This is a genomic window from Klebsiella sp. DY2415 (assembly GCF_026314315.1).
Taxonomy (GTDB): Bacteria; Pseudomonadota; Gammaproteobacteria; order Enterobacterales; family Enterobacteriaceae; genus Klebsiella; species Klebsiella ornithinolytica.
Genome location: NZ_CP111115.1, coordinates 4,551,334 through 4,573,448, shown reverse-complemented (window position 1 = coordinate 4,573,448; position 22,115 = coordinate 4,551,334). Strand labels below are relative to the sequence as shown.

20 protein-coding genes are annotated in these 22,115 nt (G+C 55.0%); 12 read left to right on the top strand and 8 right to left on the bottom strand.

Going from position 1 to position 22,115, the window contains the following annotated elements; genetic code table 11:
* Window positions 1–9: 9 nt before the first annotated feature.
* Window positions 10–1,290 carry a glutamate-1-semialdehyde 2,1-aminomutase gene (hemL, locus tag OQV00_RS21770; protein ID WP_266279411.1) on the bottom strand — a complete coding sequence of 427 codons (1,281 nt, stop codon included), beginning with the start codon at window positions 1,288–1,290 and terminating at the stop codon, window positions 10–12.
* A 178-nt stretch (window positions 1,291–1,468) separates the two neighbouring features.
* Between hemL and clcA the strand changes: the two genes are divergently transcribed.
* Window positions 1,469–2,887 carry a H(+)/Cl(-) exchange transporter ClcA gene (gene clcA, locus OQV00_RS21765; protein WP_015585111.1) on the top strand — a complete coding sequence of 473 codons (1,419 nt, stop codon included), beginning with the start codon at window positions 1,469–1,471 and terminating at the stop codon, window positions 2,885–2,887.
* Window positions 2,888–2,968: 81 nt separating this feature from the next.
* Window positions 2,969–3,313, top strand: coding sequence for an iron-sulfur cluster insertion protein ErpA (erpA, locus tag OQV00_RS21760; protein WP_004858085.1), 345 nt, complete (start codon window positions 2,969–2,971; stop codon window positions 3,311–3,313).
* A gap of 57 nt (window positions 3,314–3,370) precedes the next feature.
* Here the strand turns inward: erpA and OQV00_RS21755 are convergent, their stop codons facing one another.
* The 3 genes from OQV00_RS21755 to mtnN all read right to left on the bottom strand — a co-directional run bounded on the left by OQV00_RS21755 (window position 3,371) and on the right by mtnN (window position 5,628).
* Window positions 3,371–3,994 (bottom strand): TRIC cation channel family protein, encoded by a 624-nt coding sequence (locus tag OQV00_RS21755; RefSeq protein WP_015585110.1) that lies wholly within the window; start codon window positions 3,992–3,994, stop codon window positions 3,371–3,373.
* Between the two features lie 142 nt (window positions 3,995–4,136).
* Complete coding sequence (gene btuF, locus OQV00_RS21750) at window positions 4,137–4,937, bottom strand: vitamin B12 ABC transporter substrate-binding protein BtuF (protein ID WP_182924842.1); 801 nt, start codon at window positions 4,935–4,937, stop codon at window positions 4,137–4,139.
* Window positions 4,930–5,628, bottom strand: coding sequence for a 5'-methylthioadenosine/S-adenosylhomocysteine nucleosidase (gene mtnN, locus OQV00_RS21745; protein WP_004858091.1), 699 nt, complete (start codon window positions 5,626–5,628; stop codon window positions 4,930–4,932). The genes btuF and mtnN overlap by 8 nt, the downstream gene beginning before the upstream one ends.
* Window positions 5,629–5,712: 84 nt before the next feature.
* Here mtnN and dgt point away from each other — a divergent pair, with 84 nt between their 5' ends.
* The 3 genes from dgt to OQV00_RS21730 all read left to right on the top strand — a co-directional run bounded on the left by dgt (window position 5,713) and on the right by OQV00_RS21730 (window position 10,149).
* A complete protein-coding gene (gene dgt / locus OQV00_RS21740; protein WP_004858094.1) occupies window positions 5,713–7,227 on the top strand; it encodes a dGTPase in 1,515 nt (504 codons plus the stop codon).
* 134 nt (window positions 7,228–7,361) lie between these two features.
* Entirely contained in the window at window positions 7,362–8,801 is a 1,440-nt protein-coding gene (gene degP, locus OQV00_RS21735) for a serine endoprotease DegP (RefSeq protein WP_004858096.1), read from the top strand.
* Between the two features lie 190 nt (window positions 8,802–8,991).
* The gene (locus OQV00_RS21730; protein ID WP_004858098.1) at window positions 8,992–10,149 is read left to right on the top strand and encodes a CdaR family transcriptional regulator; all 1,158 of its coding nucleotides are present in this window, start codon (window positions 8,992–8,994) and stop codon (window positions 10,147–10,149) included.
* 90 nt (window positions 10,150–10,239) lie between these two features.
* Here OQV00_RS21730 and OQV00_RS21725 read toward each other — a convergent pair whose 3' ends face one another.
* From OQV00_RS21725 to map, 4 genes are all read right to left on the bottom strand, one after another.
* Entirely contained in the window at window positions 10,240–10,629 is a 390-nt protein-coding gene (locus OQV00_RS21725) for a DUF3461 family protein (RefSeq protein ID WP_004858100.1), read from the bottom strand.
* 107 nt (window positions 10,630–10,736) lie between these two features.
* The gene (gene dapD, locus OQV00_RS21720) at window positions 10,737–11,561 is read right to left on the bottom strand and encodes a 2,3,4,5-tetrahydropyridine-2,6-dicarboxylate N-succinyltransferase (RefSeq protein WP_004858103.1); all 825 of its coding nucleotides are present in this window, start codon (window positions 11,559–11,561) and stop codon (window positions 10,737–10,739) included.
* A 35-nt stretch (window positions 11,562–11,596) separates the two neighbouring features.
* On the bottom strand, window positions 11,597–14,260 hold the full coding sequence (gene glnD, locus OQV00_RS21715; RefSeq protein ID WP_004858104.1) for a bifunctional uridylyltransferase/uridylyl-removing protein GlnD: 2,664 nt from the start codon (window positions 14,258–14,260) through the stop codon (window positions 11,597–11,599).
* A 133-nt stretch (window positions 14,261–14,393) separates the two neighbouring features.
* Entirely contained in the window at window positions 14,394–15,188 is a 795-nt protein-coding gene (gene map / locus OQV00_RS21710) for a type I methionyl aminopeptidase (RefSeq protein WP_004858106.1), read from the bottom strand.
* 323 nt (window positions 15,189–15,511) lie between these two features.
* Between map and rpsB the strand changes: the two genes are divergently transcribed.
* From rpsB to cdsA, 7 genes are all read left to right on the top strand, one after another.
* On the top strand, window positions 15,512–16,237 hold the full coding sequence (gene rpsB / locus OQV00_RS21705; RefSeq protein ID WP_004858107.1) for a 30S ribosomal protein S2: 726 nt from the start codon (window positions 15,512–15,514) through the stop codon (window positions 16,235–16,237).
* A 117-nt stretch (window positions 16,238–16,354) separates the two neighbouring features.
* Window positions 16,355–17,206, top strand: a complete 852-nt coding sequence (tsf, locus tag OQV00_RS21700; protein WP_015585106.1) for a translation elongation factor Ts — start codon at window positions 16,355–16,357, stop codon at window positions 17,204–17,206.
* 147 nt (window positions 17,207–17,353) lie between these two features.
* Window positions 17,354–18,079: a UMP kinase gene (gene pyrH / locus OQV00_RS21695; RefSeq protein ID WP_004858112.1), complete on the top strand. Its 726-nt coding sequence runs from the start codon at window positions 17,354–17,356 to the stop codon at window positions 18,077–18,079.
* A gap of 150 nt (window positions 18,080–18,229) precedes the next feature.
* The gene (gene frr, locus OQV00_RS21690; RefSeq protein WP_004858114.1) at window positions 18,230–18,787 is read left to right on the top strand and encodes a ribosome recycling factor; all 558 of its coding nucleotides are present in this window, start codon (window positions 18,230–18,232) and stop codon (window positions 18,785–18,787) included.
* Between the two features lie 239 nt (window positions 18,788–19,026).
* Window positions 19,027–20,229, top strand: coding sequence for a 1-deoxy-D-xylulose-5-phosphate reductoisomerase (ispC, locus tag OQV00_RS21685; protein WP_004858116.1), 1,203 nt, complete (start codon window positions 19,027–19,029; stop codon window positions 20,227–20,229).
* Window positions 20,230–20,478: 249 nt separating this feature from the next.
* On the top strand, window positions 20,479–21,237 hold the full coding sequence (gene ispU, locus OQV00_RS21680) for a (2E,6E)-farnesyl-diphosphate-specific ditrans,polycis-undecaprenyl-diphosphate synthase (RefSeq protein WP_004858119.1): 759 nt from the start codon (window positions 20,479–20,481) through the stop codon (window positions 21,235–21,237).
* Window positions 21,238–21,249: 12 nt separating this feature from the next.
* On the top strand, window positions 21,250–22,107 hold the full coding sequence (gene cdsA, locus OQV00_RS21675; RefSeq protein ID WP_032716598.1) for a phosphatidate cytidylyltransferase: 858 nt from the start codon (window positions 21,250–21,252) through the stop codon (window positions 22,105–22,107).
* Window positions 22,108–22,115: the final 8 nt, after the last annotated feature.

The following is a 22,115-nucleotide window of genomic DNA, read 5'->3' as shown; positions in this document are numbered from 1 at the left end:
GGTCTTGAATTACAGCTTCGCAAACGCCTTACGGGCGGCGGCGATGGTATCGTTGATATCATCAGGGGTGTGGGCAATCGACATAAAGCCGGCCTCAAACGCCGATGGCGCCAGATAGACGCCTTCTTCCAGCATCAGATGGAAGAAACGCTTAAAGCGTTCAACGTCGCACGTCAGCACATCCTGATAGCAGGTGACCGTTTCGGCATCGGTAAAGAAGAGGCCGAACATGCCGCCCACATTATTCACCACCAGCGGAATGCCCGCTTCGCGCGCGGCATCCAGCAGCCCTTGAGAGAGCTGATTGGTTAAATCGGTCAGCGTTTCGTGGACCCCCGGCTGGGCGACTTCGCTCAGGCAGGCAAAACCGGCCGCCATGGCGATCGGGTTACCAGACAGGGTTCCGGCCTGATACACCGGGCCGGTCGGGGCCAGGGCATCCATCACATCGCGACGACCGCCAAATGCGCCGACCGGCATACCGCCCCCGATGATCTTGCCCAGACAGGTCAGATCCGGAACCACGTCGTAGTATGACTGCGCGCCCGCCAGCGCCACGCGGAAGCCGGTCATCACTTCATCGATAATCAGCAGCGCGCCAAATTCGTCGCACAGCGCGCGCAGGCCCGGCAGGAACGCCGGTAGCGGCGGGATGCAGTTCATGTTGCCGGCTACCGGCTCCACGATGATGCAGGCAATCTCTTGCGGATATTGCTCAAACGCGGCGCGAACGGAGGCCAGATCGTTATAGGTGCAGGTCAGGGTATGTTTAGCAAAATCAGCCGGTACGCCCGGTGAGTTCGGCTGGCCCAGGGTCAGCGCGCCGGAGCCCGCTTTCACCAGCAGACAGTCTGCGTGGCCGTGATAGCACCCTTCAAATTTGATGATTTTGTCACGGCCGGTAAAGCCACGGGCCAGGCGAATGGCGCTCATCGTCGCTTCGGTACCGGAGTTCACCATCCGCACCATATCCATCGTTGGGACCAGTTCGGTCACCAGCTCCGCCATTTTGACTTCCATTTCCGTCGGCGCGCCAAAGCTCAGGCCGCGCTCCGCGGCTTCAATCACCGCATTGCGAATGGCCGGATGGTTATGGCCCAGCACCATGGGGCCCCAGGAGCCGACATAATCGATATACGCTTTACCGTCGACATCGTACAGCCTGGCGCCGTCGGCGCGTTCGATAAACAGCGGTGTACCGCCGACGCCGCTAAAGGCGCGGACCGGCGAGTTCACGCCGCCGGGGATGAGTTCACGTGCGGCGCTATAGAGTGTTTCAGATTTGCTCATTGCCATGATCCTGGTTCGTGATAAATGTTTTGCTGGTTATTCTAAGTTATTCCAGGATAGTTATGAAAGTTTTGCCCAATTGAAACAAAGCGCAGCAGGTGCATTTTTCCCGCGACGTAGGACGTTCAGAAGGCTAAAATGTCCCCTTCGTATTTGTATGACTATTGACGATAAGAGTATGAAAACAGAAGCCTCTACTTTTGAAGCAAAACAAATCGTGCGCTTGCGTCGTGGCGATGTGGTACGTCGATTAGTTCAACGTGACAAAACGCCGCTGGCGGTGCTGCTGATGGCCGCGGTGGTCGGCACGCTGGCCGGGCTGGTGGGGGTCGCCTTTGAAAAGAGCGTCAGCTGGGTGCAGAACATGCGCATCGGTTCCCTGGTGCAGGTGGCGGATCACGGGTTCCTGATTTGGCCGCTGGCTTTTATTTTATCTGCGTTGCTGGCGATGGTGGGCTATTTTCTGGTGCGTCGTTTCGCGCCGGAGGCAGGGGGATCCGGTATACCGGAGATCGAAGGGGCGCTGGAAGAGCTGCGTCCGGTTCGCTGGTGGCGAGTGCTGCCGGTAAAATTTATCGGCGGGATGGGGACGCTGGGCGCCGGCATGGTGCTCGGTCGCGAAGGGCCAACGGTACAGCTGGGCGGCAACGTCGGGCGAATGGTGCTGGATATTTTCCGCATGCGCAGCCCCGAAGCGCGCCACACGTTGCTGGCCACCGGGGCCGCGGCGGGGCTCTCTGCGGCATTTAACGCGCCGCTGGCGGGGATTTTATTCATTATCGAAGAGATGCGCCCGCAGTTTCGCTACAACCTGATTTCGATTAAAGCCGTCTTTACCGGCGTGATTATGTCGAGCATTGTGTTCCGTATCTTTAATGGCGAATCGGCGATTATTGAGGTCGGCAAGCTGAGCGATGCGCCGGTGAATACGCTGTGGCTGTACCTGATCCTGGGGATGATTTTTGGCTGCGTTGGCCCGCTGTTTAATAGCCTGGTGCTGCGCACCCAGGATATGTTCCAGCGTATTCATGGCGGCAATACGAAGAAGTGGGTACTGATCGGCGGGCTAATTGGCGGGATGTGCGGCGTTCTCGGGCTGATTCAACCGGCGGCGGCAGGAGGCGGTTTTAACCTGATTCCGATTGCTGCGGCGGGCAACTTTTCCGTTGGCCTGCTGCTGTTTATCTTTATCGCCCGCGTGATAACCACGTTACTCTGTTTCTCCTCCGGGGCGCCCGGCGGCATTTTTGCGCCGATGCTGGCGCTGGGAACCTTGCTGGGAACCGCCTTCGGGATGGCCGTCACGCCGATGCTGCCGGCCTATCATCTGGATGCCGGGACCTTTGCGATTGCCGGAATGGGGGCCCTGCTGGCGGCGTCAATCCGCGCTCCGCTGACCGGGATTGTGCTGGTGCTGGAGATGACCGATAACTATCAGCTCATTCTGCCAATGATTATTACCTGTCTTGGCGCAACACTACTGGCGCAATTCCTTGGCGGTAAGCCTTTGTATTCCACGATCCTGGAGCGCACGCTGGCGAAACAGGCCGCAGAACAGGCGGCAAAAGCGCAGCAGGTTGCCGGGGAGAATACTTGAACGATTTACCAGGGTATTAGATAATGGCTCATAAGGTCGGGTTATTCTTTAACCGGTCAGAAGTATCAATGGGAGCATAAAATGAGTGATGACGTAGCGTTGCCGCTGGAGTTTACTGAAGCTGCAGCCAAAAAAGTAAAATTCCTGATTGCAGATGAAGACAATCCAAACCTGAAACTGCGTGTGTATATCACCGGTGGTGGTTGCAGTGGTTTTCAGTACGGCTTCACCTTTGACGATCAGGTTAACGAAGGCGATATGACCATCGAAAAACAGGGCGTCGGCCTGGTGGTCGATCCGATGAGCCTGCAGTATCTGGTCGGCGGTGCCGTCGACTACACTGAAGGCCTGGAAGGCTCGCGTTTTATCGTGACCAACCCGAATGCGAAAAGTACCTGCGGCTGCGGGTCTTCATTCAGCGTCTGATCCCCGCACTGGATTCTCGCCCCGGTAGTTTTTCTCCGCCGGGGCAATTTCCCCGTTCTATCGCCCGTGATCATCGAGGGCAAAAGTCGGCAGCTTCAGATGCCAACGGATGGCCGCAAGGCGAATCATCAGCGTGACGACCATGCCCATCATCGCCGAGTTCTGCAGCGAAACATGAAAAGTGTCATAGGCCGTGGCGTGCACGATACCGCCGACAATACAGGCCGTGGCATAGATTTCCGTGCGTAAAATCATCGGAATTTCGCGCGCCAGTACGTCGCGAATGATCCCGCCGCCTACGCCGGTGACGACACCCATACAGATAGCGACCAGCGGGCCGCTGTGGGCCAGAAACGCTTTATTCACTCCGATGCCGACAAATACCGCCAGACCAACGGCATCAAGCACCGGCAATATCCATTTCGGCAGTCGACGTGGCTGGCGCACCAGCAGAATGGTCAGCATGCTGGTGACCATCGCCACCACCAGATCAGTGGGGTCTTTTACCCAGAACACCGGGCCGTTGGCGAGCGCCATATCGCGAATGGTCCCACCGCCCACGGCGGTGACAACGCCGAGCACCAGCACGCCAAAAGGATCCATCCGGAGTTTACCGGCCAGCAATACGCCCGAGATAGCAAATACGGCGGTGCCAATAATATCCAGCCAATAGACAAGCATCGTCAGTTCTCGTTAAGCGCCCGGATCCTTAGGCTATTTTTACTCACCAAATTGCACCCGCACGGCGTCCGCCAACCGTACGTATGTCGGTTACACTGGCGTTCTCTGTAACGGATGTCGTTATTACCCTGCGCAAACGGCGCTATTTGACCTGCCCGAGCGCCTCGCAGAGCTGTTTTGCGGCGAGGATAATACGCGGGCTTGCGCGTTCAAACCAGTCGCCATCTACTGCAATCAGGGAAATTTTTAACTGATTATGCCAGTAACGTTCAACTTCAGGGAGTCTGCTGACATCACCGGCGATAACAATGGCCTGAGGCTGCCTTGCCAGGACCTGTTCACGACTCACCTGGGGCCAGGGAACCGGGCTGGAGGCAAAAATGTTGTCACCGCCGCACAACGTCAGCACCTGGTCCTGAATCGATCCCCGACTGCTGGTAAAAAGGGGATTGCTGCCAAACTGCAGAAAGACGCGTTTTTTCGGCGTATGTGCGTAGCGGGCTTTGAGGGCATCATAGTCGTCCTGCATTCGCTGTGCGGATGCGCGAGCCTTTTCCGGCTGCGGACTCCACTGCGCCAGCTGTCGCAGCGTCGCAATGATCTCTTCAATCGTCGCGGTATTGACCCAGAGTACCTTGATCCCCAGCGCGCTCAGTTGATTAACCTGCCGCTCGGCATTGCCGCCGCGCCATGCCAGAATCAGGTCCGGCTGCAACGCGACAATGCGTTCCAGGTTCATCCCTTGCCAGCTGGCAACCTGTTCGATACCGGCCGCTTGCGGCGGATAATCGGAATGGCTGCTGACGCCAACCGGCGTAATACCGGCGGCAAAGGCCAGTTCGGTATTGGAGGGGGATAGCGTGATAACCCGCGGCGCGGCGAAGAGCCACGCCGGGGTAAGCAGCAGCAGAGCGGCAAGCGCCCGTTTTAGCGACTTAGCCACGCGCCAGCGTCTGTACCAGTTTTTCCACCATCAGCGTGGACTGTTTGGCGGCAACGGTGAGGAACTCATCAAAGCTCAGGTGAGACTGCTGATCCGCCACGTCGGAAATCGCGCGTACCACCACGAACGGCACGCCGAAGTTGTGGCAAACATGGGCAATCGCCGTTGCTTCCATTTCAACCGCTACGGCCTGCGGGAAGTTGTGGCGGATTTTCGCCAGCCCGACCGAGCCGTTGATGAAGGCGTCACCGCTGACGATCAGGCCGCGCACCGCGTGCAGATTCAGCGCTTCGATGCAGCTTTGCGCGGCGGCAATCAGCTTATCGTCGGCTTTGAAGCCTGCCGGGCAGCCTGGCAGCTGGCCATACTCATAACCAAAGGCGGTGACGTCGGCATCGTGGTAGCGGGTCTCGTCGGAGATGACGATGTCGCCGACTTTCAGCGTCGACGCCAGTCCGCCTGCGGAGCCGGTGTTGATAATCACGTCCGGCTTGCAAATCTCCAGCAGCAGGGCCGCGCCCATCGCCGCCGCCACTTTGCCAATGCCTGATTTTAACAGGGCGACATCGGTGCCGTTCAGCTGGCCGGTGTAGATTTCGCTCCCGCCATGGGTCAGAGTCTGACGGTTTTCGATTTTGTCGCGCAGAAGGGTAACTTCTTCTTCCATAGCGCCAATAATGCCGATTTTCATAGATTTACTCGCGATGTGTCAGGTTTAGTTGCATAGTCTATCATGCACTCAAAGGGAAACGTTATTGCTTGCGCGGGAGAGGCCATGGCAAAGATTGATTTTCGCAACAAGATTAACTGGCGTCGGCGCTACCGCTCGCCGCAGGGGGTCGAAACGGAACGTGAGATCCTGCGTATTTTTGAAAGCGATCGCGGGCGCATTATCAACTCGCCGGCAATCCGCCGTTTACAGCAAAAAACCCAGGTCTTCCCGCTAGAACGTAATGCCGCGGTGCGGACTCGTTTAACCCACTCCCTTGAAGTTCAGCAGGTGGGACGCTATATCGCCAAAGAGATCCTCAGTCGCCTGAAAGAGCAGCGTCTGCTGGAAGCCTACGGGCTGGATGAACTCACCGGACCGTTTGAGAGCGTGGTGGAAATGGCCTGCCTGATGCATGACATCGGCAATCCGCCGTTCGGCCATTTTGGCGAGGCGGCGATTAATGACTGGTTCCGTCAGCGGCTCGCGCCTGACGATGCCGCCGGCGCGCCGTTAGCGCAGGATCGTTGTACGGTGGAGGCGCTCCGTTTGCAGGAGGGCGCTGACGAACTGAATGTGCTGCGGAGCAAAGTTCGTCAGGATCTGTGCTGGTTTGAAGGCAACGCGCAGGGTATTCGCTTAGTGCATACCCTGATGCGGATGAATCTGACCTGGGCGCAGGTTGGCTGCATTCTAAAATATACGCGCCCGGCGTGGTGGCGGGGAGAACTTCCCTCCAGCCACAGTTATTTAATGAAGAAGCCTGGTTATTATTTAGCCGAAGAGGGCTATATTGCGAGGTTGCGTAAAGAACTGGAGCTGGCTCCTTACAATCGTTTTCCTTTGACCTGGATTATGGAGGCGGCGGACGATATCTCATATTGTGTGGCCGATCTTGAGGATGCGGTAGAAAAACGAATTTTCAGCGTAGAACAACTTTATCAGCTGCTTCACGAGGCGTGGGGGCAGCATGAAAAAGGCTCTTTATTTTCGCAAGTGGTAGAAAATGCCTGGGATAAATCGCGCGCGAATTCTCTGAGTCGAAGTACAGAAGATCAGTTCTTTATGTATTTACGGGTCAACACGCTGAATAAACTGGTGCCGTATGCGGCACGCCGGTTTATCGATAATTTACCGAAGATCTTTGCCGGTGATTTTAATCATGCGCTGCTTGAGGACGATAGCGACTGCAGTCAGCTGCTGGAACTATATAAAAACGTTGCGATAAAACATGTGTTTAGTCATCCAGACGTTGAACAGCTGGAATTACAAGGCTATCGGGTGATTAGCGGTCTTCTGGATATCTATGAGCCGCTGTTAAAATTATCGCTGGCGGAGTTTAGCTTATTAGTGGAGAAAGAGCGGGTGAGGAGCTTACCTATCGCCTCGCGCTTGTTCCAGAAACTTTCGACGCGTCATCGGCTGGCCTATGTTGAAGCAGTAAATAAGGTTTCGCGCGATGCTGAAGAATTTCCGGTGATGGAATATTATTATCGCTGCCGTCTGATACAGGACTATATCAGTGGGATGACGGATTTGTATGCATGGGATGAATATCGACGCTTGATGGCGGTGGAATAAGTACAGGTTTTGTAAAGACGAACAATAAATTTTTACTTTTTCCAGATGCTTAATTCCGGAACTTAGCGCGATAAAATGACTCTGATAGTCACATACATAGCAATTTGCATTATCTAAAATCGAGATTGAGACATATGAAAAAAACCACGTTAGCAATGAGTGCACTGGCTCTGAGTTTAGGTCTGGCGTTATCCCCGCTCTCTGCGAGCGCGGCAGAAACGTCCTCTTCGGCCTCAAGTACACAGCAAATGCCAAGCCTGGCCCCGATGCTGGAAAAAGTGATGCCGTCGGTTGTCAGCATTAATGTTGAAGGCAGCACAACGGTCAACACTCCGCGGATGCCGCGTAACTTCCAGCAGTTCTTTGGTGATAATTCACCGTTCTGCCAGGATGGTTCGCCGTTCCAGAGTTCTCCGTTCTGTCAGGGCGGTGGACAGGGCGGCGGGGCGCCGGGAGATGGCGGTCAGCAGCAGAAATTTATGGCGCTGGGCTCCGGGGTGATCATCGATGCGGCTAAAGGCTATGTCGTGACCAATAACCACGTTGTGGATAATGCGACCACGATTAAAGTACAGCTGAGCGACGGACGTAAGTTTGATGCCAAAGTCGTTGGCAAAGATCCGCGTTCCGATATTGCGCTGATCCAGATTCAGGATCCGAAAAATCTGACGGCGATTAAGCTGGCAGATTCCGATGCGCTGCGCGTCGGTGACTACACCGTCGCGATCGGTAACCCGTTTGGTCTGGGTGAAACCGTCACTTCGGGTATTGTCTCCGCGCTTGGCCGTAGTGGCCTGAACGTTGAAAACTACGAAAACTTTATCCAGACCGATGCGGCGATCAACCGCGGTAACTCCGGCGGTGCGCTGGTTAACCTGAACGGCGAACTGATCGGGATTAATACCGCGATCCTGGCGCCGGACGGCGGCAATATCGGTATCGGTTTTGCCATCCCGAGTAACATGGTCAAAAACCTGACCGAGCAGATGGTTAAGTATGGCCAGGTGAAACGCGGCGAGCTGGGTATTATGGGGACCGAGCTGAACTCTGAACTGGCGAAAGCGATGAAGGTCGATGCGCAGCGCGGTGCCTTCGTCAGCCAGGTTATGCCGGGTTCTGCGGCGGCGAAGGCCGGTATCAAAGCCGGTGACGTGATTACCTCGCTGAACGGTAAGCCTATCAGCAGCTTCGCGGCGCTGCGTGCGCAAGTCGGTACTATGCCTATCGGTAGCAAAGTCCAGCTGGGACTGGTACGCGACGGCAAAGCGGTCAATGCGACCGTCGAACTGCAGCAGAGCAACCAGACTCAGGTTGACTCCAGCACCATCTTCAATGGTATTGAAGGTGCGGAAATGAGCAACAAAGGTCAGGACAAAGGTGTGGTGGTCAATAATGTGAAAGCGGGGACTCCGGCGGCACAAATTGGCCTCAAGAAAGGCGACATCATCGTCGGCGCTAACCAGCAGCCGGTGAAAAATATCGCCGATCTGCGCAAAATCTTTGATGCCAAACCTTCGGTGCTGGCGCTGAACATCCAGCGTGGCGATAGCACTATCTATCTTCTGATGCAGTAATCGCTAACGGCTAAACCAGCCCCTTCTCCTCGTTGCGGGAAGGGGCTTTTTTTTGCCCCGCTATCCGCCGCGCTTTCCTTTCTGTGACTCCACCCGCAACTCCATACTTCTCTGCCTGGCTTTATGCATATGCACAATGCGACGTTCGGCCAACTCTTTTATGCTGACCCCCTGTTGACGGGAGGGTTACATGGCTGGCTGGCATCTTGATACCAACATGGCGCAGGATATCGTTGCGCGAACGATGCGCATCATTGATACCAATATCAACGTAATGGACGCCCGCGGGCGCATTATCGGCAGCGGCGATCGCGAGCGAATTGGGGAATTGCACGAAGGGGCGCTGCTGGTGCTTTCCCAGGGGCGGGTCGTGGATATTGATGATGCGGTTGCTCGTCATCTACACGGCGTGCGTCAGGGGATTAACCTGCCTTTGCGTCTGGAGGGGGAGATCGTCGGCGTGATTGGCCTCACCGGCGAACCAGAAACGCTGCGCAAATATGGCGAGCTGGTGTGCATGACCGCCGAGATGATGCTGGAGCAGTCGCGGTTAATGCATCTTCTGGCCCAGGATAGCCGCCTGCGTGAAGAGCTGGTCATGAACCTGATTCAGGCAGAAGAGAATACGCCCGCCTTAACCGAGTGGGCGCAGCGGCTGGGCATCGATCTGAACCAGCCTCGCGTGGTCGCGATGATTGAAGTGGATAGCGGTCAGCTCGGGGTAGACAGCGCCATGGCCGAACTGCAGCAGCTGCAAACCGCCCTGACCACGCCCGATCGCAACAATCTGGTGGCGATTGTCTCACTGACCGAGATGGTGGTGCTCAAACCGGCATTCAATGCCTTTGGTCGCTGGGACGCGGAGGATCACCGCAAACGAATCGATCAGCTGATCGCCCGAATGAAAGAAAACGGCCAGCTGCGCTTTCGCGTGGCGCTGGGGAACTTCTTTACCGGCCCCGGCAGCATCGCCCGTTCCTGGCGCACCGCGCGTACCACGATGATGGTCGGCAAACAGCGGATGCCCGAGAGCCGCAGCTATTTTTATCAGGATTTAATGTTACCGGTGCTGCTCGATAGCCTGCGCGGCGGCTGGCAGGCCAATGAACTCGCCCGTCCTCTGGTCCGGCTGAAGGCGATGGATAATAACGGTCTGTTGCGGCGTACTCTACAAGCCTGGTTTCGCCATAACGTGCAGCCGCTGGCGACGTCAAAGGCGCTGTTTATTCATCGTAATACGCTGGAGTATCGCCTGAATCGTATTGCTGAACTGACGGGACTGGACCTGGGGAGTTTTGACGATCGTCTGCTGCTTTATATTGCGCTGCAGCTGGATGAACAGCGTTAGAAGATAGCCCGGATAGCGACACAGTGTCTTCTCCGGGTTGCTGTGGGTCTCTCCCCGGAAAGCATCGCCGGCCAGGGAGTGAAAACCAACTTATTTATTCCGCGTCAGTTTTTCCAGATCGGCTTCAATTTCACTGATCTTATGAGTGACGACGCTTTCCAGATGACGCAGATCGTCAAGGATCTTACGTTTGAGGTCGACTTCGGTGCGATCGCGCTGGCAGATCTGATCCAGCTCATCGATAACGTAGCGCAGATTCGGGCTAATTTCCTGAACCTCTTTATACCCCTGGCCTACGCCATCTGCGACAACGGTCTTACGCTGGCGCGGGTATTTAAACTTGACGCTTTTGGCGAAGAACTCGCCTTTGTCTTTCTGAAAATAGATTTTCAGAATGTCGTTGTTGGCTTCCTGCCGCAGGCTATAGCGATCGATCTCATCAGGATTGGTAATGCCAAGACTTTTCAGATTATCGTACATAACGGTACCTTTGATATCATCATAACCTTTGAATAATTAACGAAAAGATCCATCTTCGCCAGCTTCAAATATAAAAAAAGCGGGATATCTCCCGCTTTTTATTCTGCTTAGTCGATGGTACGCAGCAGTTCGTTAATGCCGACCTTGCCGCGAGTTTTCGCATCCACTTTCTTCACGATAACGGCGCAGTACAGGCTGTACTTGCCATCTTTCGACGGCAGGTTGCCGGAAACCACCACTGAGCCCGCCGGAACGCGGCCGTAATGGACTTCGCCGGTTTCGCGATCGTAAATTTTGGTGCTTTGACCCAGGTACACGCCCATGGAGATCACGGAACCTTCTTCAACGATCACGCCTTCAACCACTTCAGAGCGTGCGCCGATGAAGCAGTTGTCTTCGATGATTGTCGGGTTAGCCTGCAGCGGCTCCAGCACGCCACCGATGCCGACGCCGCCGGACAGGTGCACGTTTTTACCGATCTGCGCGCAGGAACCCACGGTGGCCCAGGTATCTACCATGGAGCCTTCATCAACGTAGGCGCCAATGTTGACGTAGGACGGCATCAGCACGGTGTTGCGGGCAATAAATGCGCCCTGACGAACCGCCGCCGGCGGAACCACGCGGAAGCCTTCTTTCTGGAAACGCGCTTCATCATAGTCAGCGAATTTCATCGGCACTTTATCGAAGTAGCGGCTTTCCGCACCGTCGATAACCTGGTTATCGTTAATACGGAAAGAGAGCAGAACCGCCTTCTTCAGCCATTGATGGGTGACCCACTGGCCATCGATTTTTTCAGCGACACGCAGCGCGCCGGAATCAAGCAGAGAAATCACCTGGTTAACCGCTTCGCGGGTTACGGTATCCACATTTGCCGGCGTGATGTCGGCGCGACGCTCAAAAGCGGACTCAATAACATTCTGTAATTGCTGCATTGTTTTACTCTTTCTCTTTACACATTAAAAGTTCGTCACCCTTTATCGTTTGGATTGAGGGCCTCTGTCAACCGTTGTTGTACTTCTTGTTGGAGCGCATTATTAAGCCCACGCCGGTCCGCCGTCGCGATTATAAATAAATCTTCTACTCGCTCACCAATTGTCGTAATTCTGGCCCCGTGAAGCGAAATATTGAGGTCGGCGAACACCTGACCCACGCGAGCCAGCAGGCCCGGCTGATCGAGCGCAATCAGCTCAAGAAACGATTTTCTGTCGGTGTGCGTTGGCAGGAAATTGACTTCGGTAACGACGGAGAAATGGCGAAGTTTCGCCGCCTGACGGCGCGGGGCCGGCGGCTGCCAGCTGCGTTGGGTGATGGTCTGTTCCAGGCCGTGGCGGATCATCTCATGACGATCGGCGGAAAGCGGACTGCCGTCCGGTTCCAGTACAATAAAGGTATCCATCGCCATGCCGTCGCGGGTGGTAAAAATCTGGGCATCGTGAACGCTGAGGTTGCGGCGATCCAGTTCGCCACAGACGGCGGCAAACAGGTACGGGCGGTCCGGGCTCCAGATAAAAATTTCGGTCCCGCCGCGCGTGGCCTGCGAGCTGAGCAGGATCATCGGTTTGCTCAGGTCGTGTTTGAGCAAATTGCGGGCGTGCCAGGCGAGCTGGTTCGGCGTATGGCGCACGAAGTAGTTGGCGCGGCAGCGATTCCAGATTTGATGCAGCGCCTCTTCATTAATATTTTCCATCCGCAGGAGCGCCAGCGCCTGCAGCTGATGATGGCGTACCCGTTCGCGCATATCTGGCGTGCTTTGCATCCCGCGACGCAGCTGTTTTTCGGTGGCGAAATAGAGCTCGCGCAGCAGGCTCTGCTTCCAGCTGTTCCACAAGGTTTCGTTGGTCGCACAGATATCGGCGACGGTCAGGCACACCAGGTAGCGCAGGCGGTTTTCGGTTTGCACCTCTTCGGCAAACTGCTTGATGACCTCCGGATCCTGAATATCACGGCGCTGAGCGGTGACCGACATCAACAGATGATGGCGCACCAGCCAGGCCACCAGCTGGGTTTCCCGCGAGTTAAGCCCGTGCAGCTCGGCGAATTTCAGCACATCCTGGGCACCGAGGACAGAATGATCGCCGCCGCGACCTTTAGCAATATCATGGAACAGGGCGGCAATCAGAATCAGCTCCGGGTGCGTCAGGCGAGGCCACAGTTCTACGCACAGCGGGTGGCGACTGCGGGTCTCTTCTTTGGCGAAGCTTTCCAGCTTCAGCATCACGCGGATCGTATGTTCATCGACCGTATAGGCATGAAACAGGTCAAACTGCATCTGGCCCACAATATGCGACCACTGCGGCATATAGGCCCACAGTACGCTGTGGCGGTGCATCGGCAACAGCCCCCGGCTGACCGCGCCCTGGTGGCGCAACATGCTGAGGAAAATCGTGCGCGCTTCCGGGATATAGCACAGCGGCTGCGTCAGATGGCGCCGCGCGTGGCGCAGGTGGCGAAGCGTCGTGGAGTAGATGCCGGTGATGTTGCTGTTACGCACCATAATATAGAACATGCGCAGGATCGCCTGCGGTTCGCGCATAAACAGCGTATCGTCGCGCAGGTCAATCAGCGTGCCGCGCAGCTGAAAATCATCATCGATGGGCCGCGGCTTTTCATCTTCGGTGAGGGCGAGGATTGCTTCATCAAACAGCTGGAGCAGCATGTGATTCAGTTCGCTGACCCGCCGGGTGACGCGGAAAAAATCCTTCATCATGTATTCGATAGGCTGATTGCCTTCGCCTTCGTAGCGCAGTCGGCGGGCGACGCTGAGCTGGCGGTCGAATAGCAGGCGGTTATCGTAGCGGTTTAACTCGAGGTGCAGCGCAAAGCGAATCCGCCACAGCTGGTGCAGACATTCGTTAAGCTCGTTACGTTCGGCTTCGGTGAGAAAGCCGAAGCCAACCATTTCATCCAGCGAGGTGGCGCCGAAGTGGCGACGGGCGACCCACTGTAGGGTGTGGATATCTCGCAGGCCGCCTGGGCTGCTTTTCACATCTGGTTCGAGGTTATAGCTGGTGCCGTGGTAGCGCTGGTGGCGGATGTTCTGCTCTTCGACCTTGGCGGCAAAAAACTTCTCTGAAGGCCAGAAACCATCGCTGAAGATATGTTTCTGCAGTTCAAGAAACAGGGCCACATCGCCAATCAGCAGGCGAGATTCAATCAGGTTGGTCGCGACGCTAAGATCGGACAGTCCTTCCAGCAGGCACTCTTCGAGCGTGCGTACGCTGTGGCCGACCTCGAGCTTGATATCCCACAGCAGCGTCAGCAGTTCGCCCACCTTCTGCGCCTGCTCATCGGAGAGTTTTTTGCGGCTGAGAATCAGCAGGTCGACGTCGGAGAGCGGGTGCAGCTCGCCGCGGCCATACCCCCCGACCGCGACCAGCGCCAGATCGCTGACCGGACCAAAACCAAAATCAATCCACAGGCGCTGGAGCAACTGGTCGATAAATTCGGTGCGCGCTTCGATTAGCTGCCCGGCGGCGATACCGCTATCAAACGCTTCACCCAGCCAGCGCTGGAAAATATCGAGGTGTGCCTTGATGGTGGCACAGGTCAAATCACCTTGCGGCCAGCTACCCGGATTCTCTGGCTGACCGGAGAGGGTAGGGGAGACAGTGTCAGGTAAAGAGTTGCTCATCGCGTCACCATAAGAAAATAACTATCGCCCATAAAAAATCGCCGGGAGCGATTTTTAACGTCGCCCGCGACGGCCCATCGGGTGACGGGCAGGACGCCCGTCATAAAAAAAGCCGGCGGGCGCCGGCTTTTCGTTATGCGTCGTGCGAGATTATCGCCGGGATGGTGTCATCCTTACGTAACGTCAGAATCTCACAGCCGTTCTCTGTCACCACAATAGTATGCTCGTACTGCGCAGACAAGCTTCGGTCTTTGGTTTTCACCGTCCAGCCGTCTTTCATGCTGCGGATCTCTTTCTTACCGGCATTGACCATCGGTTCGATGGTAAAGGTCATGCCCGGCTTGAGCACCACATTGGTTTCAGGAGAGTCGTAGTGCAGCACCTGCGGTTCTTCATGGAAACCGCGACCGATACCGTGACCGCAATATTCACGCACCACCGAGAAACCTTCCGCTTCGACGAATTTCTGGATAGCTGCGCCGATCGCGCGCAGGTTGATTCCCGGCTTAACCATCTTCAGGGCCAGATAAAGGCTCTCCTGGGTGATGCGGCACAGACGCTCGCCGAGAATCGTCGGTTTGCCGACGATGAACATCCTGGAGGTGTCGCCGTGGAAATCATCCTTAATTACCGTGACATCAATGTTGACGATGTCGCCGTCTTTCAACAGTTTTTCGTCGTCCGGAATCCCGTGACAGACGACTTCGTTAATAGAGATGCACACGGATTTCGGGTAACCGTGGTAGCCGAGGCAGGCGGAGATCGCTTTCTGTTCGTTAACAATATAATCGTTACAGATGCGGTCCAGTTCGCCGGTACTGACGCCCGGTTTAACGTAGGGTTCGATCATTTCCAGCACTTCAGCGGCCAGGCGGCCGGCGACGCGCATTTTTTCGATGTCTTCAGATGTCTTGATAGATATAGCCATGGATTGTGTCCAGCTGTGTCGGTTTTTTCGACAATAATAGAGTTATTCCTGCCAATGTTAACAGTCCGGGTGTCCTGGTGCCAAATTGAGAATCATTAACAGCACTCAGCGTCAACAACAGTTGGTTTCCGATCGGGTTTTGTGGTATAAAGCGCGCCGGACTTCCGTTCCATTTCGTACTACACAGGATGGACTGAAGCGACAAATCTCACTTTGTGTAAATAACACACACGTATCGACACATATTCCGGGGTGCCCTTTAGGGTCGGTAATATGGGATACGTGGAGGCATAACCCCAACTTTATCTATAGAGGTTTTAAACATGGCAACTGTTTCCATGCGCGACATGCTCAAGGCTGGTGTTCACTTTGGTCACCAGACCCGTTACTGGAACCCGAAAATGAAGCCTTTCATCTTCGGCGCGCGTAACAAAGTTCACATCATCAACCTTGAGAAAACTGTACCGATGTTCAACGAAGCTCTGGCTGAACTGAACAAGATCTCTGCTCGTAAAGGTAAAATCCTTTTCGTTGGTACTAAACGCGCTGCAAGCGAAGCGGTAAAAGAAGCTGCTAACAGCTGCGACCAGTTCTTCGTGAACCATCGCTGGTTGGGCGGCATGCTGACTAACTGGAAAACCGTTCGTCAGTCCATCAAACGTCTGAAAGACCTGGAAACTCAGTCCCAGGACGGTACTTTCGAGAAGCTGACCAAGAAAGAAGCGCTGATGCGCACTCGTGAGCTGGACAAGCTGGAAAACAGCCTGGGCGGTATCAAAGACATGGGCGGCCTGCCGGACGCACTGTTTGTTATCGACGCTGACCACGAGCACATCGCTATCAAAGAAGCAAACAACCTGGGTATCCCGGTATTTGCTATCGTTGATACTAACTCCGATCCGGACGGCGTAGACTTCGTTATCCCGGGTAACGACGACGCAATCCGCGCTGTTAGCCTGTACCTGGGCGCTGTAGCTGCAACCGTGCGTGAAGGTCGTTCTCAGGATCTGGCTTCTCAGGCGGAAGAAAGCTTCGTAGAAGCTGAATAATAAGGTTTCACCCCTTATTAGTACCGTGTATGAATAGGGGCCCATTTTCGGCCCCTTTTTTCAATTTATACTGTTTGGCCCCCGGCCGGGCAGTTCACATCTCCCGAGGATTTAAGAATGGCTGAAATTACCGCATCCCTGGTAAAAGAGCTGCGTGAGCGTACTGGCGCAGGCATGATGGATTGCAAAAAAGCGCTGACCGAAGCGAACGGCGACATTGAGCTGGCAATCGAAAACATGCGTAAATCCGGCGCAATCAAAGCGGCGAAAAAAGCAGGTAACGTTGCTGCTGACGGCGTGATCATCACTAAGATCGACGGTACCTACGGCATCATTCTGGAAGTTAACTGCCAGACTGACTTCGTTGCTAAAGATGGTGGTTTCCAGGCATTTGCTAATAAAGTACTGGACGCTGCGGTCGCTGGCAAAATCACCGACGTTGAAGTTCTGAAAGCACAGTTCGAAGAAGAGCGTGTTGCGCTGGTTGCTAAAATCGGTGAGAACATCAACATCCGTCGCGTGGCTTCCCTGGAAGGCGACGTTCTGGGTTCATACCAGCACGGCGCACGTATCGGTGTTCTGGTTGCGGCTAAAGGCGCTGACCAGGAGCTGGTTAAACAGCTGGCAATGCACATCGCAGCAAGCAAGCCGGAATTCGTTAAGCCGGAAGACGTTTCTGCTGAAGTGGTTGAGAAAGAGTACCAGGTTCAGCTGGACATCGCGATGCAGTCTGGTAAGCCGAAAGAAATCGCAGAGAAAATGGTTGAAGGCCGCATGAAGAAATTCACCGGCGAAGTTTCTCTGACCGGCCAGCCTTTCGTTATGGACCCGAGCAAATCTGTTGCTCAGCTGCTGAAAGAGCACAATGCCGACGTTACTGGCTTCATCCGCTTTGAAGTGGGCGAAGGCATCGAGAAAGTTGAGACTGACTTTGCAGCAGAAGTTGCTGCGATGTCCAAGCAGTCTTAATTTTCAAAAGGAGCCGCCTGAGGGCGGCTTCTTTTTGTGCCCGTTTTGTAAATTCAGCTCATCGCTTATAGTGGCGGTGCTGAAAAGCGGCATACAATGTCGCCAGAATTAACTCATCTCACTCGTTGACAGTCTCAGGAAAGAAACATGGCTACCAATGCAAAACCCGTCTACAAACGTATTCTGCTTAAGTTAAGTGGCGAAGCTCTGCAGGGTTCGGAAGGCTTCGGTATTGATGCAAGCATACTTGACCGTATGGCTCAGGAAATCAAAGAACTGGTTGAACTGGGTATTCAGGTTGGCGTAGTGATTGGTGGCGGTAACCTGTTCCGTGGTGCTGGGCTGGCGAAAGCGGGGATGAACCGCGTTGTGGGCGACCACATGGGCATGCTGGCAACGGTGATGAACGGCCTTGCGATGCGTGACTCACTTCATCGCGCCTATGTGAACGCTCGCCTGATGTCAGCGATTCCGCTGAATGGCGTGTGTGATAACTACAGCTGGGCGGAAGCCATCAGCCTGCTGCGTAACAATCGCGTAGTGATTCTTTCAGCAGGGACCGGTAACCCGTTCTTCACCACCGATTCCGCTGCCTGTCTGCGCGGTATTGAAATCGAAGCCGATGTTGTGCTGAAAGCCACCAAAGTCGACGGTGTGTTTACCGCTGACCCGGCCAAAGACCCGTCTGCCACCATGTACGATCAGCTGACCTACAGCGAAGTGCTCGATAAAGAACTGAAAGTCATGGATTTGGCCGCCTTTACCCTGGCGCGTGACCATAAATTGCCGATTCGCGTCTTCAACATGAACAAACCCGGCGCACTGCGTCGCGTGGTGATGGGCGAAAAAGAAGGCACATTGATTACGGAATAATTCCCGTCAGCGCCAAATCCGGGTAATATTCCGCCTTACTTTCGCGGGCTTATTGCCCGGTGATTTGCATTAAACCTGACTATACTTAGCTCACTTTTACGGTGAGCGACCGTCTGGTCTGTCTGAGACAAGTTTTCAAGGATTCGTAACGTGATTAGCGATATCAGAAAAGATGCTGAAGTACGCATGGAAAAATGCGTCGAAGCGTTCAAAACCCAAATCAGCAAAATACGCACGGGTCGTGCTTCTCCCAGCCTGCTGGATGGCATTGTCGTGGAATATTACGGCACGCCGACGCCTCTGCGTCAGCTGGCAAGCGTCACGGTAGAAGACTCCCGTACACTGAAAATCAACGTATTCGATCGCTCGATGAGCCCGGCCGTTGAGAAAGCGATCATGGCTTCCGATCTCGGTCTGAACCCGAGCTCTGCGGGTACCGACATCCGCGTTCCGCTGCCGCCGCTGACCGAAGAACGTCGTAAAGATCTGACTAAGATCGTGCGTGCCGAAGCCGAACAGGCTCGCGTGTCTGTCCGTAACGTGCGTCGTGATGCTAACGACAAAGTTAAAGCGCTGCTGAAAGACAAAGAGATCAGCGAAGATGACGATCGCCGTTCTCAGGACGACGTGCAGAAAATGACTGACGCCGCCATTAAGAAAGTGGATGCGGCGCTGGCCGATAAAGAAGCGGAACTGATGCAGTTCTGATTCTCTGCCGATACGCTCGCCGCCCACTTTGATTGATGAGCTGCGGGCGTTAAGTCTGAAACGCCGTACAGAAGACCGAACGCTCAATTCCTGGGATTGTGTTAAAACGGTCGGCCCTGTAGCCTTTGGCACGCTTGCTGAAGGTGATAGACCGCCGATCTGCTCCCGGGTCATTGTGGCGTAAGGGCTTTCTGACGGCGTTTTTCTTTTTATCCTGTCTCAATTCTTCTGGACATCTCATGAAGCAATTAACCGTTCTCGGTTCGACCGGTTCAATTGGCTGCAGCACGCTGGATGTGGTGCGCCATAACCCCGATCGCTTTTCCATCGCCGCGCTGGTCGCAGGGAAAAATGTCGACCGCATGGTTGAACAATGTCTGGAATTTTCTCCCCGCTACGCGGTGATGGACGATGTACAAAGCGCCGACGCGCTGCGCATCCGCCTGCGTGAAAACGGTAGCCGCACTGACGTATTGAGCGGCCAGCAGGCTGCCGCTGAAGTGGCTGCGCTGGACGACGTTGACCAGGTCATGGCGGCGATTGTGGGTGCTGCGGGGCTGGTGCCAACGCTGGCCGCCATCCGTGCCGGCAAAACGGTGCTGCTGGCGAATAAAGAGTCGCTGGTCACCTGCGGACGTCTGTTTATGGATGCCGTACAGCAGTATGGTGCGCACCTGCTGCCCGTGGACAGCGAACATAACGCGATTTTTCAGAGTATGCCTGTAACCGTACAGCATAATCTTGGATACGCTGACTTAACGCAGAACGGCGTATCGTCGATTCTGCTGACCGGTTCCGGTGGTCCTTTCCGGGAAACGGCGATAGCGGAACTGGCGGCGATGACGCCGGATCAGGCCTGCCGTCACCCCAACTGGTCAATGGGACGCAAAATCTCTGTCGATTCCGCCACGATGATGAACAAAGGGCTGGAATATATCGAAGCCCGCTGGTTGTTCAACGCTTCAGCCCGGCAGATGGAAGTGCTGATCCATCCGCAGTCCGTCATTCACTCGATGGTGCGTTATCTTGACGGCAGCGTCATTGCGCAGCTCGGCGAACCGGATATGCGTACGCCTATCGCCCATACGATGGGCTGGCCAGACCGCCTGAATTCTGGCGTGCCGGCGTTAGACTTCTGCCAGCTGAGTCAGCTGAGCTTTTCCGCGCCGGACTACGGGCGCTATCCGTGTCTCAAGCTGGCGATGGACGCATTTGATCAAGGTCAGGCGGCGACAACGGCACTGAATGCGGCCAACGAAATCTCCGTGGCGGCCTTCCTGGCTGAAGAGATTCGCTTTACCGATATTGCGGGAGTCAACCTGGCGGTACTGGATCAGCTGGCGCTTGATGAGCCGCAAAGCATTGATGAAGTGCTGGTTATTGATGCTCAGGCCAGGGTCGTTGCGCAGAAGCAGATAAAACATCTGACAACGCGGGGCTGAACCTCACGACACGTTGTGATATTTGTGGGCGCTGGGCTTCGGTGATATAGTCTGCGCCACCCAATCGTTGCATTTTGTTGTAAAAGATTGTGGTGGCCGTGGAAAAACACGGCTTTTTTGCGTAAAGCTTTGGGTTGTTCTCTGCGATTAGCTGTAGCTTCGGCACTGGATAAAAATGCGTATACAGCGCTGACCGGTTGCTCGCGTTTAGTGGCTTGGCTAATCCTTATTATGGACTTAAAACGCGTTATGTTGTCTGCTAATCACACTGTCAGCGAAATATCGCCTGCGCATGGCTGTCGTCATGTCGCCATTATCATGGACGGCAACGGTCGTTGGGCGAAACAGCAAGGAAAAATTCGCGCATTCGGCCATAAAGCCGGGGCGAAGTCGGTTCGTCGCGCGGTCTCCTTCGCGGCGAACAATGGTATTGAAGCGTTGACGCTATATGCATTCAGCAGCGAGAACTGGAACCGCCCCGAGCAGGAAGTCAGTGCTCTGATGGAGCTGTTCGTTTGGGCGCTGGATAGCGAAGTGAAAAGCTTGCATCGGCATAACGTTCGTCTGCGGATCATCGGCGAGACGACGCGTTTTAATGCTCGCCTGCAGGAGCGTATCCGCAAAGCGGAAGCGCTGACGGAGAACAACACGGGCTTAACGCTGAATATTGCGGCGAACTACGGTGGGCGCTGGGATATTATTCAGGGTGTCCGCAATCTGGCCGAACAGGTTCAGAACGGGTTACTTCGGCCCGAACAGATCACGGAAGACATGCTGAGTCAGCAGGTCTGTATGCATGAACTGGCACCTGTAGATTTAGTTATTAGGACCGGGGGAGAGCATCGCATCAGTAATTTTTTGATTTGGCAAATTGCGTATGCCGAACTTTACTTTACCGATGTTCTTTGGCCCGATTTTGCTGAACAGGACTTTGAAGGTGCACTCCATGCCTTTGTTAATCGAGAGCGTCGTTTCGGCGGCACTGAGCCGGGTGGCAATCATGCCTGATGGGGGTCACTTTTGCTGAAGTATCGCCTGATATCGGCTTTCGTTTTAATCCCCGTGGTGATTGCGGCGCTTTTTCTGTTGCCGCCTGCGGGTTTTGCCATCGTCACGCTCGTGGTGTGTATGCTCGCTGCGTGGGAGTGGGGGCAATTTAGCGGTTTCACTTCAACTTCACAACGCATCTGGCTGGCGCTGCTGTGTGGCCTGCTACTGGCGTTGATGCTTTTCCTGATGCCGGAATATCACTACGACGTTCATCAACCGTTGGTTGAGGGATCGCTCTGGGCGTCGTTTGGCTGGTGGATTGTGGCGCTGCTGCTGGTGCTTTCTTACCCGGCCTCCGCTGCTTTCTGGCGCAACTCGAAAGCGCTGCGTCTGATCTTTGGTATTCTGACCATCGTCCCGTTCTTCTGGGGCATGCTGGCGCTGCGCGCCTGGCATTATGCGGATAACCATTACAGCGGCGCGCTGTGGCTGCTGTACGTGATGATTCTGGTCTGGGGCGCGGATTCTGGCGCCTATATGTTTGGCAAGATGTTCGGCAAGCATAAGCTGGCACCGAAAGTGTCTCCGGGTAAAACCTGGCAGGGGTTCTTCGGCGGCCTGGTGACGGCAGCGATCATCTCCTGGGCCTACGGTCAGTGGGCGAATCTGGATGTTACCCCAACGGTATTACTGGTGTGTTCCGTTGTTGCGGCACTGGCATCGGTGCTGGGCGATCTGACAGAGAGTATGTTTAAGCGAGAGGCCGGCATTAAGGATAGCGGTCATCTGATTCCCGGACACGGTGGAATACTGGATCGTATCGATAGCCTGACGGCGGCGGTACCGGTGTTTGCTTGTCTGCTATTGTTGGTCTTCAGGACGATTTGACGGAAGGT